The following is a 15348-nucleotide window of genomic DNA, read 5'->3' as shown; positions in this document are numbered from 1 at the left end:
CATGTTAAACAGAAGGCACTTAAGAATCAAAGCTTTGCAAAATATTTTTGCTTGGCACATGGCAGACAAAAAAGACATTAAAGGTGATTTAAAAACTTTAATGCAAAGCATCGATAGCGTGTACGAAATGTACATCTGGATGTTATCTTTACTGGTAGAGGTTACCGAATTTACTGCTAACGACGCAGCAGAGCGCGCAAATAAGTTTATCAAAACAGCAGAGGATATTAATCCCAACATGAAATTGCTACACAATAAGTTTAGCGTTTTGTTGCAGCAAAACCCTGAGTATGCATCTGCAATTAAAAAATACAAGGTTGATTGGGGTTTCGATCCCGAAATCCGCAAAACCGTTTACAACTCTTTAAAAGCATCAAAAGAATATGCCGATTATCTGGCTGATCCGAACGAAAGTTTAGAATCCTCAAAAGATATCATCAAATACATTTTCCGTAAAATTATCTTAAAAAATCAGGGAATTATCCAGGTTTTTGAAGAGAAATTCATCAATTGGCAGGTAGATCACGAAGTGATGAAAGGTATGGTGGCCAAAACCTTAAAAAACTTTACATCCGAAGATCCCTTCAAAAATAAACTGACCGAAATCAGTGCCGATTGGGTTGAAGACAGCAAATTTGTTCAGGATTTATTTGTTCATACCCTGCAGAATGATGCAAAATACCAGGATATGATTGCTGACCGCACCAAAAACTGGGAATCGGAACGTATTGCCTTAATGGATACTATTTTAATGAAAATGGCCATTTGCGAATTGTTAAACTTTCCATCTATTCCGGTTAAAGTAACCATTAACGAGTATTTAGAGTTGTCAAAAGATTACAGTACACCGAAAAGTAATTCATTTATTAACGGTATTTTAGACAAAATTTTAGGCGATCTGAAGAAAAACAATACCATTAAAAAGATCGGCCGCGGATTAATCGAAGATTAAAATGAAAAGAACATTTATCCTGGCTATTGCTGCACTTTCATTTGTAGCATGTCGTAATGCAAATAATCAAACCAGCGAAACTTCCTCAGCTGTTTCCGTTGGCAATGATACCTTAAAAACAGCTAAAGTTGCCCCGGCAGATGCACCTGTTATTGTTTTCGAACGCGATATTTTCGATTTCGGAAAATTAACGCAGGGTGAAAAAGTTAAGCACGATTTCAAGTTTAAAAATACAGGTAAGAGCCCGCTTATCGTTTCTAATGCAACGGCAACCTGTGGCTGCACGATTCCGCAGGTACCAGGTGAGCCTATTTTGCCGGGTAAAGAAGGTGTAATCAGTGTTGTTTTCAATAGCGAAGGCAAAATGGGTATGCAAGATAAGGTAATCACGGTAACATCAAATGCAAATCCAACAATAAGTACCGTTCATTTGGTAGGAGAGGTGCTGGAAAAAAAATAAACCGGTTTTTGTGCTTATAGCATAATCCGTAACGATCAGAATTCACAAAAAACAAATCAATAAGAAATGACATTAACATTAATTTTAGATGCAGCAGCAGGTGGTAGTAATATGCTATCTACAGTTGTACCAATGGTACTTATCATGGTAGTTTTCTACTTTTTCATGATCCGTCCACAAGTTAAAAAAGCTAAAGACCATAAAAGATTGGTTGAAGAATTAAAAAAAGGAGATAAAATCGTCACAACCGCTGGTATCCACGGTCGCATTGCAGATATGAACGAAACCACTTTTTTAATTGAGGTTGAAGGCGGGGTAAAGATCCGTTTCGATAAATCGGCAGTTTCTTTAGACGCAACCAAAGCGGTGATCACACCGAAAGCTTAATAAATTAATAAAATTTAAGTGCAGTCCCGAAAACTTTCGGGACTGTTTTTGTTTTATTACATTTGATTAAATGCATTTTGGAAAAGTATTTTTCCGGCTTACCGTTCATATTTAATTTATTATGCCCTTCATTACGTTAACGAAGATTGAAAAAAGACGTGTTTTTAGCTTATTGGCTTGCCTTTTGCTGGCTGTAGCGGCATGGCTTTTTATGGCGTTAAATAACAAGTATGTTTACGTAGCCAAAACGGTATTGGTTTTTAAAAATAGTCCCACTAAAAGAGCATTTTATCCTTTACAGTCTGATACGATAGATTTACAGGTAGAAGGTACAGGCTGGCAGCTGCTTTTTGCCCGTTTAAGAATTAATCCTCCTTCTGTTTCGGTTAGTCTGAGTCAGCTCAATACCAAAGATTTTATCGTCTTTTCCGATCAGCTTTTCAATATCAACAGGCAGTTGGAAAGCACGCAAAAGGTAATTTCGGTTAAACCTGATACCCTTTACTTTGATTTTACCAAACGTATAGTAAAAAAAGTTCCCGTAAAATTGATCGATAAATTGGGATTTGCAAAACAATATGGCCGGTCAGGCGATGTGGTCCTCAACCCTAAATATGTAAAGGTAGCCGGTCCTTTAGAGGAGCTTTCAAAAATAACATTTTGGCCCACCGACACACTCAAACAGGATAAAATACAGAACAATATTGTTACCCGGGTTGCTTTACAGCACAGTATTCATAAAAATGTAAGCATTTACCCATCTTCCGTTGAAGTTAAACTCCCTGTGGATGAATTTACGGAAAAAACCGTTGAGGTACCTTTAAAAATGACCAATAACCGGAATTACAACAGCATTAAACTTTATCCCAAAAAGGTTAAGGTGACTTTTTTAGTCGCTTTGAGTAATTACGATCAGGTGGATGAAAGTTTTATTACCGCAACCATTGATGTGGATGAATGGCAAAATTCAGGGCATCATCAGTTTACGGTCAAGATAACCGAATTTCCGGATTATTGTAAACTGGTTAGCGTAAAACCTTCTAAAATAGATTTCATTGTAGAAAAATAATGTATAAAGTAGGCATAACAGGTGGTATTGGCAGCGGCAAAACAACAGTTTGCAAAGTTTTTGAGGTATTGGGGATTCCGGTGTTTTACGCTGATACGGTTGCTAAAGAAATCATGCATAAAGACATTTTGTTGGTAGCGGGAATCAAATCTGCTTTCGGCAAAGAAAGTTATTCTGATGATGGGAAACTAAACAATAAATATATTGCAGGCATTGTTTTTAATGATGAAAAGGCCCTTGCAAAATTAAATGCATTGGTTCATCCGGCAGTTTTTAGGGCCTTCGATGCCTGGGAAAAAACCATACCTGAAAATGTACCTTATACCCTTAAAGAAGCCGCCCTGCTTTTCGAAAGTGGTTCTTACAAGATGTGTGATACAACTATTCTGGTTACTGCACCGTATGAAATTAAGCTGGCAAGGGTGATGCAACGCGACGGTGTTTCTGCAGAACAGGTTAAAGCGCGTATGGACAAACAGTTTAGTGATGAAGAGAAATCTAAACTGGCCAATCATTTTATCGTAAATGATGAACAACAATCCATCATCGGGCAGGTTTTAACCTTGCATCAGCAGTTTTTAAACGCAGCGGAAGCCCTTAAGCCTGATAATGTATAAACGCTCTGCTCCAATCATTTCACGCTTAAATCCTTTCATTCCAATATGATTTTAGCAGATTTTATTACCGTTACCCCAACGGGTTTATATTGTATTTACGGGGATTTTTATCTTGATCCACAGCAGCCGGTTAAAGAAGCGGTTGTTTCGCATGCCCATGGCGATCATGCTATTGGTGGAAGCCAGAACGTATACTGTACTGCTGCTACGGCAACTTTTATGAAACACCGGTACCGTAAATTTGCAGCAGTTGATTTTTTTACTAAAAGTTGTCATGAACCTTTTAAAATAAAAGAGGTTACCATTACTTTTTATTCTGCCGGACATATTTTAGGATCTGCCCAGGTACTAATGGAATATAAGGGGGTAAAATATCTTTATACCGGGGATTATAAGATTGAACCTGATGATACTTGTGTGCCTTTTGAGTTTGTGGAAGCCGATGTTTTGATTACAGAAAGCACTTTTGCCAATCCAGAAACCAAACACCCTTCTCCAGTAGAAGAAATCAAAAAACTAAACGGTACCACTGCGAACATCATGCTTGGTGCTTATGCATTGGGTAAAAGCCAGCGGATCATCCAATTGCTCAACCAGCATTGCCCTGCTAAAAACATTATGGTTCACCACAGTATTATGCCATTTGTTAAAATATATGAAGATTATGGCCTGAAAGTAGGAAATTACAAAATGTACGATAGAAAGGTAATGAAAAATAACCGCGAACATCAGGTTTATATCGTGCCGCCAATGGTATTTCATAGCTACCACAAAGCCATTAATGTAGTACGTGCCTTTGCTTCCGGATGGAAGAACCTGCAGCAGCAAAACGGGATTTCACTTTATATTTCTGATCATGCTGACTGGGACGCAATTCTGGAAACTATCCAAAAAGTTAAACCCAAAGAGGTATGGACTTTGCATGGAGATGGTAAACAGTTAAGAGATTATTTTAAAGATAAACTGGAAGTGAAAATATTAAATTAATCAGGTTTCGTCATTCTGAACTTCCGCCCGGCCAGTCGGACGGGTGTTTCAGAATCTTTAATTGATCATACATGAAAGAAGGGGAAGATTTTTATTTCAATGAAGATGGATTAATGGTTTTCACTGAAACCTACCATTTAAAACGTGGTTATTGCTGTAAAAATAAATGCAAACACTGCCCTTGGGGTTATGGCAAGAAGAAAGAAAAGAAGTAAATCAGTGCACGGTTTTCAGTTGGCAATTTATAGATCGCAATAGCTATTCATCCTGCAGTCATCAATTGTTAAAAGCGAACATAATAATAAATATCGCTTAGCGCCATATCAACTCCCATTGAAACAAGGGTTAAAGGATCAGAAATTTCTTTGTATTCTCGTAACAGCCAATTTTTATGATCATTAATGTGATATGATTGTAGAAAAACAGCTTCTGAAGCGCCAGTTGTAAATTGTCGACTAAAGACTGCCAACTGAAACTGCCACTCTTAACTGCACTAGTGTCCGGCAAAAAAACCGATCAATGCTACGCCAATCCCTAATAAAACAGCTATCATTTTACGGGTATTAATTTTATGGTCAGCACTTGATTCGAACAATATGGTAGTAGAAATATGCAGGAAAATACCAATTACAATGCCCATAATTTTGTTAAAATAAGCATCAATGCCTCCAATAGTACCGTTGCTTAAACCAACGCTTACATAAAAGCCAAGCGGCGCCATAATGGCAAATACGACCAGATAAAATATAATGCTGCTTTTTTTGAAATGATTCTGCATCAATATACTTGCCAGGGCAAAGGCAGCTGGAATATGGTGTAAGGAAATGCCGAAAATCAATTCGTTATGCTGTTCTTTGGCCAGGGGCATACCCTCCAAAAAGGCATGTAAACATAGGCTGATCATCACCCCGAACGGAAATACATGCCCATCATGATGTTTATGGATATGGCCATGCTCTACACCTTCTGAGAACTGTTCCAAAAAAATCTGTAACAAGAAGCCGATAAGGATAAAAATGCCAATCTGCCATTTGTCCGGTCCGCTGTAGGCATCCGGAATTAAATGTAATACCGTGATGGCAAACAAATAGGCTCCGCTGAAAGATAAAATCAGTTTAAGTAATTTGGATTTATCACTTTTAACCAAAAAGATAGCGGTTCCGCCAAAAAAGGCACAGAAAAAGAGTACGCAAAGTTTCCAGATTTCCATAGGTTAAAAATCAGGTTGTAGTTTTTTAAATATTCCGGAACAGATTATGCCTATGGTTATGCCTAATAAGGCACCAGCGGTAACATCAACAGGGTAATGAACGCCAACGTACACCTGCGCAAAACTGATGATAAAAGCCCAGAAGATGCCAATAGGTAAAATGGGTTTCCATCTGCTGTAAAAAATGCAGATTAAAAAAACAGCTATTGCAAAATGATTGGTAGCGTGTGCCGATGGAAAACTTAAACCGCTTCCACAGGGTACGCGGTGAATGATATCATTCGCCAAACTTAAATCGTTGCAAGGCCTCACACGCGAAACCCAGGGTTTTACAATCCTTGAGGCAATTAAATCGCCCAGGGCGAAGGTAAGCAGCACCATGCCGATGATATAATAACCCTGTTTTTTATACTGCCTGATGCAAAAAATGATAATGAACAGGTAAAGCGGCGACCAAAAGAAACGGTTGCGCATCAACGGCATCAGCCAATCAAAAAAGCCGTTTGAAAGTCCGCGGTGGATTTTCAAAAACAATTCTACATCAAATTGCTGTATGCTTTCTATCATGCTTTTTTACAGATTAAAATTAACCGGTCTGAACTATTTTCGTCAAAATCAGCTAAGTCATAATTGCCAAAGGTTTTTTCGATAACCATACCAGCTTTGCCCAACATACGTTCAAAATCTTCAAAACTAAAGGCCTGAACCCGTTCTTCAAAGTGATAAACCTTTTGTTTATCTTCGAAATTGATCTTTTTAATGATTTTCCCGTCAATAACATTTTTGGTGATGTGAAAAGTGATGCCATCCAATGATTTGGTTTCACACAAATTTAAATTCCGGATAATTTTCCCGGTATTAAAATAATCCAGTACCAAAATACCCTCGGCAGTTAAACATTTGCAAAAAGTTTTAAGTGCATTGATATGTTCTTTTTCAGTGTCGAAATAACCAAAACTGGTAAACAGATTTAAAGCTACATCAAAATAATTGATATAGAAAAGCCTGCGCATATCGTGAATTAGGAAGTGTAATTTACTGTTTTCAAATTGCTTGGCGTATTTTATGCTTTGTTCAGATAAATCTATGCCCGTAACATCAAAGCCTTTTTTATTCAGGTAAATAGAATGCCGGCCTTTCCCGCAGGCAATATCGAGCATTTTTACGCCGGCTTTAGGATTCAAAAAAGCGATAAGCTTATCGATAAAAAATTCAGCTTCAGCATCATTTCTTTGTTGGTAAAGAATATGATAATATGGCGAATTGAACCAATATTGAAACCATTTGAGCTGCATATAAAAGCTGTTTGTATCTTAAAAGGTTGCAAATATAAGGTTTTACAATCGGTAGTAGAGGTAGAATATGCTTTTATGCAATAAAGTTGCAAGAATATTATGGATTGATTTTTTGTGGCAAGTAAATCAGCTCCCTATATAAAGCTGAAAAATTACCCCTAAAATATAGCTGAATTAATTAAAAACAAATTTCCTTTTAGCGCATAACCCGGCACTGTAAATGCACTATGGAATTGATCGTACCGGTAGATATAAATACAATATAAATTAACGTCTACAGCCAGGTTTAAATAACAGCTATCTTGTTTTTTTTCTTATTTTTGAAGCCTCTAATAAATTATAAGAAGTGACTTTAATAAAATCGATTTCAGGAATACGCGGAACTATTGGCGGAAGTGTCGGAAACGGCTTAACTCCATTTGATATTGTGAAATTTACAGCTGCCTTCGGTAGTTGGGTGGTAAATAAAACAGGTAATAAAAGAGTAGTTTTGGGGCGCGATGCCCGGATCTCGGGTGAGATGGTGAATAACCTCGTTATTGGTACCTTGCAGGGGCTGGGCATTGAGGTGATCGATTTAGGCTTATCCACTACGCCAACTGTAGAAGTCGCTGTTCCTGATGAAAACGCAGGAGGCGGAATTATTTTAACCGCAAGCCATAACCCTAAGCAATGGAATGCCTTAAAGTTATTAAACGCCAGTGGAGAATTTATTAGTGATGCCGACGGAAAAGAAGTTTTAGATTTAGCAGAAAGCGCTGATTTCGATTTCGCTGAGGTAGATAAATTGGGTAAAGTAATCAAAAATGATACTTACCTGCAAAAACACATCGATAAAGTTTTAGCCTTGCCATTGGTTGATGTTGAAGCGATTAAAAAAGCTGATTTTAAAGTGGTAATTGATTGTGTAAATTCAACCGGCGGTATTTTTATCCCGGCTTTGTTAAAGGCCCTGGGTGTAACTAAAGTTGTAGAATTATATTGTACGCCAGACGGACACTTCCCGCACAATCCTGAGCCACTACCGGAGAACTTAACCGAAATATCAAAAGAAGTTCAGAAACAAAATGCTGATTTAGGTATTGTGGTAGACCCTGATGTTGATCGTTTATGTTTTGTAAATGAAGATGGCAGCATGTTTGGCGAAGAGTATACCTTGGTGGCAGTAGCCGATTATGTGTTGAAAAATACACCGGGAAATACCGTTTCGAACCTATCATCAACACGTGCTTTGCGCGATGTAACAGAAAAGTATGGAGCAGCCTATCATGCTTCGGCAGTGGGCGAGGTAAACGTGGTGAATAAAATGAAAGCTACCGAAGCCATTATTGGTGGGGAAGGAAACGGCGGGATCATTTATCCTGAATCGCACTATGGTAGAGATGCCTTAGTGGGTATTGCCTTATTTTTAACACATTTAGCCAAATTTGGTAAATCTATTTCTCTTCTCAGGGCCAGCTACCCTCAATACCATATCTCAAAAAATAAAATTACTCTTACACCAGAAATGGATATCGATCATTTATTAAAACAGGTAGAAGAGAAATATAAAAATCAGCCTTATAGCACAATTGATGGTTTAAAGATAGAATTTGATAAAACTTGGGTACATTTGCGCCGTTCTAACACTGAACCGATCATCAGGATTTACAGTGAGGCAGAAAATGAAACCATTGCCGAAAATCTGGCGAACAAAATGATTTCTGATATTAAGGAAATATTACACCTTTAATCTGTAAAAAGATTCAAGGGTTGAGCATACCGGTTCGGGATTTTAATCAAACAATTAAATCCTGGACATTTAAAACGGAGCCTCCATTAATAGGAAGCTTTGCAACACTAACTTTAAAAACATTCATAGAAATGAAAAGGGTCTATTTAGATAATGCGGCCACCACGCCTTTAGATGCAGCAGTAATCGCAGAAATGACAAACGTAATGGAAAACTATTTTGGTAATCCATCTGCCATTCATGCACTTGGCCGTGAGGTGAGAACGCTGGTAGAGAAAGCCCGTAAAACTGTTGCCGGTCTGTTAAGTGCGTCTCCCTCTGAAATATTTTTTACCTCTGGTGGCACCGAGGCCGATAATACCGCTATCCGCTGTGGCATTTCAGCCTATGGCATTAAACATGCCATCACTTCAAAAATAGAGCATCATGCCGTTGAGCATACTTTAAATACGATGCTTAAAAATGGTGAGATTGATAAGTTAAGTTTCGTTAATATTGACGAAAAGGGAAATATCGATTACAACCATTTGGAAGAACTGCTTCAAAATAACGATCGTACTTTTGTTTCGCTGATGCATGCCAATAATGAGTTGGGCACACTGACCGATATGGTAAAGGTGGGCGATATCTGCGAGAAATACAATGCCATTTACCATGCCGATACCGTGCAGACCATGGGTCACTACCCACATAATGTACGCGAGCTTAAGGCGCATTTTATTGTTTGTGCTGCGCATAAGCTTCACGGACCTAAAGGCGTTGGCTTTTTATATGTAAACAGCAACATAAAAATTCCGCCTATGATTTATGGTGGTGCGCAAGAGCGCAATATGCGTGGCGGTACCGAGAATGTATATGGAATTGTAGGCCTGGCAAAGGCCTTGGAAATTGCTTATGCCGAAATGGATCAGCATCAATCGTATATCCAGGGACTAAAAGACTATTTGAAAACTAGGTTAATTGCCGAAATACCGGGAATTGCGTTTAATGGAGAAACGGATGCCGATAAAAGTCTTTATACGGTGCTGAACGTTTCTTTCCCAGAGATGGACATGGCCGATATGTTATTGTTTAATTTAGATATCAACGGGATCTGTGCTTCTGGCGGCAGTGCCTGTTCATCAGGTTCGAACATTGGCTCGCACGTGCTAAATGGCATCAATGCCGATCCAAACCGTCCATCGGTACGTTTTTCATTTAGTAAATATACTACTAAAGAAGAGTTGGATTACGTCATTGAAAAGGTTAAAATGGTAGTGAAGCAGAATGCTTTAGCTTAAAATATCATTAACCAAATAGGAGAGTCCCGGTGTAAGTCGGGACTTTTTTTTGTGGATAACATTTTGATGATGTTACAAAAACAGATGTAGCTTTTCATTTTAATGTTTGTCCTGCCTTACGCTCATACCTGCCCGTTCGTTCAGGCGGACGCCCAGGCCTTAGGCACCTGGGCCGGTATCTGCTTCCATCAGGTTTGAGTCCGTTAAGCTGTTGCGGCTATTGAAGGTTGTATGGTGCCAGAAAAAATGTTCTTTCAGACGAATTCTTTTTGCTCCCGGCAACCCTGAATAGTTTAACTGGCTGTGCCACCTAAACCTGATCGTAACGAACACGAAGCGCAGCGGAGTAAAGTGAAGAGCAGGGCCGAATTGAGCGAAGTAGTACTGCCATTGCTTTTCGCAATCATACGATGTCCATCATAAAACACAAAACCCTATATAAATAAGCCTAATACTTAATCATTGTCTTTTGGAAAGCAGTTGCAACATTTCATTTTAATGTTCGTCCTGCTTTACGCTCATACCTGCCCGTTCGTTCAGGCGGACGCCCAGGCCTTAAGCACCTGGGCCGGTATCTGCTTCAATCAGGTTTAAGTCCGTTAAGCTGTTGCTGCTATTGAAGGTTGCATGGTGCCAGAAAAAATGTTCTTTCAGACGAATTCTTTTTGCTCCCGGCAACCCTGAATAGTTTAACTGGCTGTGCCACCTAAACCTCATCGGAACGAACACGAAGCGCAGCGGAGTAAAGTGAAGAGCAGGGCTGTATTGAGCTAAATGCTGCTGCCATTGCTTTTCTAAAAAATAACTTTTTAATTTTTCACATAGTCGCGTATAAAAACCTAAAAACACTTGCAAAACTTAAAAAATAAGCTTATATTTAATCAAGCATTAGGCCATCCGGGCCATTTTACCTGTTGTTCCAGAACGAAACCTTATCAAATATCCTATGGTATAAGGTTAAGCAAATTTTAAAAAAGCTTTTACCAAGTATTAAAATTTTTAACCCTGAAAGCCCCTTAGGTTTTCAATAATCTATATTGTCATGGAAAAGAACCTCAACACTCAAGATCCGGAAAACGCCAAATTGGAAAAACCGGGTGAAGAAAGGAAACACATTTATAAGTTTATCCTTAATCCCTTTTCGTTCGAATCATCAAACCACTTCAATAAGATCCATAAAAGGAAGTTCCATTCCTTCGGATGTATCCATGAGTTAGGAAAACTCCCCGGGGCTATGTTTTAATTTTTAAAATATCAGAATTGTTGTGATTAGTTTTAAGTAAGATCATGATAAAGTTTTACTATTTGTCTGATGGGCCACCAAACATTAGAATTGGATTAGTAAAAACAATCTTATTTTTCACTTGTTCCTATAGTAAATCAATTTACAATTACTATGGAAACGAATAAAGAACAAGGTAAAGTTGTTGAGAACGATTTACTGGATAAAACTGCGGAAGATATCAAAGAAGACAGAACTTTAGATGAAAATAAATCATCCAAAGTAACTACCAACCTGTTTAACAAAGATAAAGATCGTAAGAATAATTCTTTTGGACCCGGTCATGAGCCTGGTACAACGCCTGGTGCGGGGATATAATTTTTGTTATTTCAACATCTAAATCATTAAATTTAAACCACGGCATCTGCTGTGGTTTTTTAGCTTAAATCCCAAAAATGGAAAGAAGAAATTTTATTAAAAATTCGGCACTTGCCATGGCCTTGCTTTCAATGTATAAAACCGATCTTTTTGCACAACAGGAACTATTTCGTGTTTATCAATTTAAGCCGCTCCGTAATAACGTAGGCATATTTACGGAGCAGGGTGGAACTGTCGGCTGGTTAAATTCAAGCAGCGGTTTTGTAGTAATAGATGCGCAGTTTCCAACTACTGCACCTCATGTAATTGATGAGTTGAAAAAATTGGGCGAAAAACCTTTTAAATACCTGATCAATACACATCATCATGGCGACCATACCTCCGGGAATATTTCTTTTAAAGGATTGGCCGAAAAAGTGGTTGCTCACCAAAATTCACTGGTCAACCAGAAAAGAGCAGCAGAGAAAGCCAATAACTTAGATAAGCAGCTTTTACCCGATAGCACTTTTGGAACAAAATGGAGTGCGAAAGTGGGTGACGACAATATCAAAGCTTATTACTATGGTTCAGGTCATACCAATGGTGATGCCGTTTATCATTTCGAGAATGCCAATATTGTGCATATAGGAGATCTGGTATTCAACCGTAAGTTTCCATACATTGATCGTGAAAATGGTGCCCACATCGGCAACTGGATTACTGCTTTGGACAAGATCCAGAACCAGTTTGATAACGACACCTTATTTATCTGGGGACATAGTCTTGATCCGGAAAAAGTAACCGGAACCAAGGCTGATGTTAAAGCTTATCAAAATTACCTTCAAAACCTGTTAACTTTTGTGGGCGGCAAAATTAAAGCAGGTAAAAGCAAAGAAGACATTTTAAAAACAACTACAATCCCGAATGCACCAGAATGGAAAGGAGAAGGAATTGAAAGAAGCTTAACCGCTGCTTATGATGAATTAAAGGGAACCTAACCTCATATTCCATAAGAAAAGTCGTCCTCTCGACTGAAGCGCAGCGAAATGCCTGCCCGTACAGGCGGGGAGAGATCTGTCTTGACAGATTTAGCTTCGCTGAGCACTATGTGGTTCTCGACTGCGTTGCACTCCGCTCGAAATGACGATATTTGCCTGCACTCATCTGTGGCAAAAAAAATATGGTTCCTTTACGACAGCCCTCCAAATCTATTTTCAATTTATAAACGTTCTATATTTAAAATAATCCGTTCAACGTCATAGAATTAACATAGGCTTTAATCATTAACAACTATATTTGTTTCTATTCAAAATCTACAGCCCATGGATGATTTTATAGCAGCCCGTTCCCAAATGGCCTTATCGTTAGGCTTTCACATCATTTTTTCATGCATTGGCATGGTGATGCCCTTCTTTATGGCCGTATCGCATTATAAATGGCTTAAAACGAGTGATGAGGCATACAAAAACCTGACTAAAGCCTGGAGTAAAGGTGTGGCGATATTTTTTGCCACAGGAGCAGTATCGGGTACCATGCTGTCATTCGAACTTGGCCTGCTCTGGCCGAAATTTATGGATCATGCCGGACCAATATTCGGGATGCCTTTTTCGTTAGAAGGAACAGCCTTTTTTATTGAAGCTATCGCCCTCGGTTTTTTTCTTTACGGCTGGAACAAATTAAACAAATGGTTTCATTGGTTTACCGGAATGGTAGTGGGGGTAAGCGGACTAGCCTCAGGGATTTTGGTGGTTGCTGCCAATGCCTGGATGAACAGTCCGGCAGGTTTCGATTTTGTAAACGGACAATACCTTAACATCGATCCTATACAAGCCATGTTCAATAAAGCCTGGTTTAGTCAGGCCCTGCACATGTGTTTAGCCGCATTTACAGCAACGGGCTTTGCCGTAGCAGGTGTACACGCTTTGATGATCCTGCGGAACAGAAATGTTTATTTTCATTTGAAAGCCTTTAAAATAGCGGCTGTATTTGCCTGTATTGCGGCATTGCTGCAGCCCGTAAGTGGCGATATATCTGCAAAAGACGTGGCCAAACGTCAGCCTGCAAAACTGGCCGCAATGGAAGCATTGTACAAAACCGAAAAACCGGCCCCGCTGTTGATCGGTGGTATGGTAAACGAGAAAGATAAAACGGTAACAGGCGCCATTGAAATTCCGGCGGCCCTGAGTTTTCTGGCACATGGTAATTTCCGGGCTGAGGTTAAAGGGCTGGATCAGATCCCCGAAAATGAACATCCACCTGTAGCCATCACCCATTATGCTTTCCAGCTAATGGTTGGGATTGGTACCTTATTGCTTTTGATATCGCTAATCTATTTCTTCATTCTTTTAAAAAAGAAACCTTTGACAGAAAAACGATGGCTGTTAAAATTGTTTGTTTTGGCCATTCCGCTTGGTTACCTCGCTTTGGAGGCTGGCTGGGTAGTTACAGAGGTTGGCCGGCAGCCTTGGATTATTTATGGCATTATGCGTACCAAAGACGCTGTTACGCCAATGCCGGGTATCGCTTATTCCTTTTATATCTTCTCCGCAATTTATGTTTCATTAAGTATAATCGTAACATTTTTGCTTTACCGGCAGATTAAGATGGTGCCTGTGCTGTATGATAAGTATAATGGAGATCATCATTAACCACAGCTTAATTGATGGTTCATATAATCTAATAACCGGTGTAATCATATTAAATATGAAAGACGTTGTAATTACCTTTTTATGCCTGGCCATTCTGCTTTACTTTTTGTTGGGTGGAGCTGATTTTGGTGCAGGCATTATCGAACTGTTTACCTCGACAAAAAATAGGAGCAGAACACGCAAAACCATGTATCATGCTATTGGCCCGGTGTGGGAAGCCAACCACATGTGGTTAATCATTGCGATTGTAATACTCTTTGTAGGATTTCCTTTCATTTATACCACCATGTCTGTATATCTGCATATCCCATTGGCCATTATGCTCATCGGGATCATAGCACGCGGTACCGCCTTTGTATTTCGTCATTATGATGCCGTAAAAGATGATATGCAGTGGTTATATAATCGGATATTCCGGTATTCGAGCTTTATAACCGCTTTGTTTTTGGGCATTATTGCAGGAAGTTTGATTTCCGGACATATCGATGCACGGGCAACGGATTTTTACACGGCCTATATTTCGGGATGGCTAAACTGGTTTTCGGTTGCTGTAGGTTTCTTTACTGTATCTCTTTGCGGTTTTTTGGCGGCCATCTATCTCATCGGCGAGACAACAGAAGTACCTGATAAACGTCGGTTTATTAAGAAAGCTATGTTTATGAATGTGGCAGCAGTTGTTTTTGGTGCCATGGTATTTATTGCTGCGCAACGAGATAAAATTCCATTGATTGATTGGGTTTTTAAGAGCAATGTGGGTTTATCAGCAATTATACTGGCCAGTTTATCGTTGGTGTTGCTATGGTACCTGTTAATTAAAGGCAAAACCAAGATCTTACGCATTCTTGCAGGCTTCCAGGTTACAATGATCCTTCTGGCGATAAGTTATGCCCACTTTCCAAATTTTATCCGTTTAAAAAGCGGAGAGGCAATCTCATTATTGGAAACAATTGGACCACCGAAAACGATTTATAGTTTGGGTTTAGCTTTATTGTTAGGAAGTGTTTTAATTTTGCCGTTTCTGGGGTATTTGTTCTATAAATTTCAGAAGAAAGAGGAATAAGTTCTCAACTGAAAGCCATTTGTTTATGATACTTCATTCATTGGACCTTCATTAAGGATGATTTTTGTCATG

17 protein-coding genes are annotated in these 15348 nt (G+C 39.0%); 13 read left to right on the top strand and 4 right to left on the bottom strand.

Annotated features, from left to right (window positions below; genetic code table 11):
• Nucleotide 1: 1 nt before the first annotated feature.
• The 7 genes from nusB to ACK1I8_RS11565 all read left to right on the top strand — a co-directional run bounded on the left by nusB (nucleotide 2) and on the right by ACK1I8_RS11565 (nucleotide 4687).
• On the top strand, nucleotides 2-952 hold the full coding sequence (gene nusB, locus ACK1I8_RS11595; protein WP_412465551.1) for a transcription antitermination factor NusB: 951 nt from the start codon (nucleotides 2-4) through the stop codon (nucleotides 950-952).
• Between the two features lies 1 nt (nucleotide 953).
• Nucleotides 954-1412, top strand: a complete 459-nt coding sequence (locus tag ACK1I8_RS11590; RefSeq protein ID WP_412465550.1) for a DUF1573 domain-containing protein — start codon at nucleotides 954-956, stop codon at nucleotides 1410-1412.
• A 66-nt stretch (nucleotides 1413-1478) separates the two neighbouring features.
• Nucleotides 1479-1799, top strand: coding sequence for a preprotein translocase subunit YajC (gene yajC, locus ACK1I8_RS11585; RefSeq protein ID WP_412465549.1), 321 nt, complete (start codon nucleotides 1479-1481; stop codon nucleotides 1797-1799).
• Nucleotides 1800-1920: 121 nt separating this feature from the next.
• Nucleotides 1921-2868 (top strand): YbbR-like domain-containing protein, encoded by a 948-nt coding sequence (locus tag ACK1I8_RS11580; protein WP_412465548.1) that lies wholly within the window; start codon nucleotides 1921-1923, stop codon nucleotides 2866-2868.
• The gene (gene coaE / locus ACK1I8_RS11575; RefSeq protein ID WP_412465547.1) at nucleotides 2868-3485 is read left to right on the top strand and encodes a dephospho-CoA kinase; all 618 of its coding nucleotides are present in this window, start codon (nucleotides 2868-2870) and stop codon (nucleotides 3483-3485) included. The genes ACK1I8_RS11580 and coaE overlap by 1 nt, the downstream gene beginning before the upstream one ends.
• A 45-nt stretch (nucleotides 3486-3530) precedes the next feature.
• Complete coding sequence (locus ACK1I8_RS11570; RefSeq protein ID WP_412465546.1) at nucleotides 3531-4472, top strand: exonuclease; 942 nt, start codon at nucleotides 3531-3533, stop codon at nucleotides 4470-4472.
• 71 nt (nucleotides 4473-4543) lie between these two features.
• Nucleotides 4544-4687: a DUF5522 domain-containing protein gene (locus ACK1I8_RS11565; protein ID WP_158554515.1), complete on the top strand. Its 144-nt coding sequence runs from the start codon at nucleotides 4544-4546 to the stop codon at nucleotides 4685-4687.
• A gap of 278 nt (nucleotides 4688-4965) precedes the next feature.
• On the opposite strand, the gene ACK1I8_RS11560 is transcribed toward ACK1I8_RS11565, so the two are convergent.
• The 3 genes from ACK1I8_RS11560 to ACK1I8_RS11550 are packed head-to-tail and all read right to left on the bottom strand — an operon-like array spanning nucleotide 4966 to nucleotide 6977.
• Nucleotides 4966-5682: a ZIP family metal transporter gene (locus tag ACK1I8_RS11560; RefSeq protein WP_412465545.1), complete on the bottom strand. Its 717-nt coding sequence runs from the start codon at nucleotides 5680-5682 to the stop codon at nucleotides 4966-4968.
• 3 nt (nucleotides 5683-5685) lie between these two features.
• Nucleotides 5686-6249, bottom strand: coding sequence for a phosphatase PAP2 family protein (locus ACK1I8_RS11555; RefSeq protein ID WP_412465544.1), 564 nt, complete (start codon nucleotides 6247-6249; stop codon nucleotides 5686-5688).
• Complete coding sequence (locus ACK1I8_RS11550; RefSeq protein ID WP_412465543.1) at nucleotides 6246-6977, bottom strand: class I SAM-dependent methyltransferase; 732 nt, start codon at nucleotides 6975-6977, stop codon at nucleotides 6246-6248. The genes ACK1I8_RS11555 and ACK1I8_RS11550 overlap by 4 nt, the downstream gene beginning before the upstream one ends.
• Nucleotides 6978-7323: 346 nt before the next feature.
• On the opposite strand from ACK1I8_RS11550, the gene glmM reads away from it, so the two are divergent.
• Together glmM and ACK1I8_RS11540 are read left to right on the top strand one after the other, a co-directional pair.
• Nucleotides 7324-8709, top strand: a complete 1386-nt coding sequence (gene glmM / locus ACK1I8_RS11545) for a phosphoglucosamine mutase (RefSeq protein WP_412465542.1) — start codon at nucleotides 7324-7326, stop codon at nucleotides 8707-8709.
• 131 nt (nucleotides 8710-8840) lie between these two features.
• Entirely contained in the window at nucleotides 8841-9989 is a 1149-nt protein-coding gene (locus tag ACK1I8_RS11540; RefSeq protein WP_412465541.1) for a cysteine desulfurase family protein, read from the top strand.
• A gap of 555 nt (nucleotides 9990-10544) precedes the next feature.
• Here the strand turns inward: ACK1I8_RS11540 and ACK1I8_RS11535 are convergent.
• Nucleotides 10545-10844, bottom strand: coding sequence for a hypothetical protein (locus tag ACK1I8_RS11535; protein WP_412465540.1), 300 nt, complete (start codon nucleotides 10842-10844; stop codon nucleotides 10545-10547).
• 541 nt (nucleotides 10845-11385) lie between these two features.
• Here ACK1I8_RS11535 and ACK1I8_RS11530 point away from each other — a divergent pair.
• The 4 genes from ACK1I8_RS11530 to ACK1I8_RS11515 all read left to right on the top strand — a co-directional run bounded on the left by ACK1I8_RS11530 (nucleotide 11386) and on the right by ACK1I8_RS11515 (nucleotide 15276).
• Nucleotides 11386-11589 (top strand): hypothetical protein, encoded by a 204-nt coding sequence (locus ACK1I8_RS11530; RefSeq protein WP_412465539.1) that lies wholly within the window; start codon nucleotides 11386-11388, stop codon nucleotides 11587-11589.
• 77 nt (nucleotides 11590-11666) lie between these two features.
• Nucleotides 11667-12566, top strand: a complete 900-nt coding sequence (locus ACK1I8_RS11525; protein WP_412465538.1) for an MBL fold metallo-hydrolase — start codon at nucleotides 11667-11669, stop codon at nucleotides 12564-12566.
• Between the two features lie 324 nt (nucleotides 12567-12890).
• A complete protein-coding gene (locus tag ACK1I8_RS11520; protein WP_412465537.1) occupies nucleotides 12891-14216 on the top strand; it encodes a cytochrome ubiquinol oxidase subunit I in 1326 nt (441 codons plus the stop codon).
• 55 nt (nucleotides 14217-14271) lie between these two features.
• On the top strand, nucleotides 14272-15276 hold the full coding sequence (locus tag ACK1I8_RS11515; protein WP_412465536.1) for a cytochrome d ubiquinol oxidase subunit II: 1005 nt from the start codon (nucleotides 14272-14274) through the stop codon (nucleotides 15274-15276).
• The last annotated feature ends 72 nt before the right edge of the window (nucleotides 15277-15348 follow it).

This window comes from Pedobacter sp. KLB.chiD (genome assembly GCF_047040275.1).
In the GTDB taxonomy this organism is placed as follows: domain Bacteria; phylum Bacteroidota; class Bacteroidia; order Sphingobacteriales; family Sphingobacteriaceae; genus Pedobacter.
Note: the sequence above shows the minus strand (reverse complement) of the source record. Positions and strands in the feature narration are given on the sequence as shown.

What these genes read in the sequence shown, in the direction of transcription:
- ACK1I8_RS11570 (WP_412465546.1), top strand. Translation starts at nt 3,531, where the DNA reads ATGATTTTAGCAGATTTTATTACCGTTACCCCAACGGGTTTATATTGT.
- ACK1I8_RS11550 (WP_412465543.1), bottom strand. Translation starts at nt 6,977, where the DNA reads ATGCAGCTCAAATGGTTTCAATATTGGTTCAATTCGCCATATTATCAT.
- ACK1I8_RS11530 (WP_412465539.1), top strand. Translation starts at nt 11,386, where the DNA reads ATGGAAACGAATAAAGAACAAGGTAAAGTTGTTGAGAACGATTTACTG.
- nusB (WP_412465551.1), top strand. Translation starts at nt 2, where the DNA reads ATGTTAAACAGAAGGCACTTAAGAATCAAAGCTTTGCAAAATATTTTT.
- ACK1I8_RS11560 (WP_412465545.1), bottom strand. Translation starts at nt 5,682, where the DNA reads ATGGAAATCTGGAAACTTTGCGTACTCTTTTTCTGTGCCTTTTTTGGC.
- yajC (WP_412465549.1), top strand. Translation starts at nt 1,479, where the DNA reads ATGACATTAACATTAATTTTAGATGCAGCAGCAGGTGGTAGTAATATG.
- ACK1I8_RS11515 (WP_412465536.1), top strand. Translation starts at nt 14,272, where the DNA reads ATGAAAGACGTTGTAATTACCTTTTTATGCCTGGCCATTCTGCTTTAC.
- ACK1I8_RS11590 (WP_412465550.1), top strand. Translation starts at nt 954, where the DNA reads ATGAAAAGAACATTTATCCTGGCTATTGCTGCACTTTCATTTGTAGCA.
- ACK1I8_RS11540 (WP_412465541.1), top strand. Translation starts at nt 8,841, where the DNA reads ATGAAAAGGGTCTATTTAGATAATGCGGCCACCACGCCTTTAGATGCA.
- ACK1I8_RS11580 (WP_412465548.1), top strand. Translation starts at nt 1,921, where the DNA reads ATGCCCTTCATTACGTTAACGAAGATTGAAAAAAGACGTGTTTTTAGC.
- ACK1I8_RS11565 (WP_158554515.1), top strand. Translation starts at nt 4,544, where the DNA reads ATGAAAGAAGGGGAAGATTTTTATTTCAATGAAGATGGATTAATGGTT.
- coaE (WP_412465547.1), top strand. Translation starts at nt 2,868, where the DNA reads ATGTATAAAGTAGGCATAACAGGTGGTATTGGCAGCGGCAAAACAACA.
- ACK1I8_RS11520 (WP_412465537.1), top strand. Translation starts at nt 12,891, where the DNA reads ATGGATGATTTTATAGCAGCCCGTTCCCAAATGGCCTTATCGTTAGGC.
- ACK1I8_RS11555 (WP_412465544.1), bottom strand. Translation starts at nt 6,249, where the DNA reads ATGATAGAAAGCATACAGCAATTTGATGTAGAATTGTTTTTGAAAATC.
- ACK1I8_RS11525 (WP_412465538.1), top strand. Translation starts at nt 11,667, where the DNA reads ATGGAAAGAAGAAATTTTATTAAAAATTCGGCACTTGCCATGGCCTTG.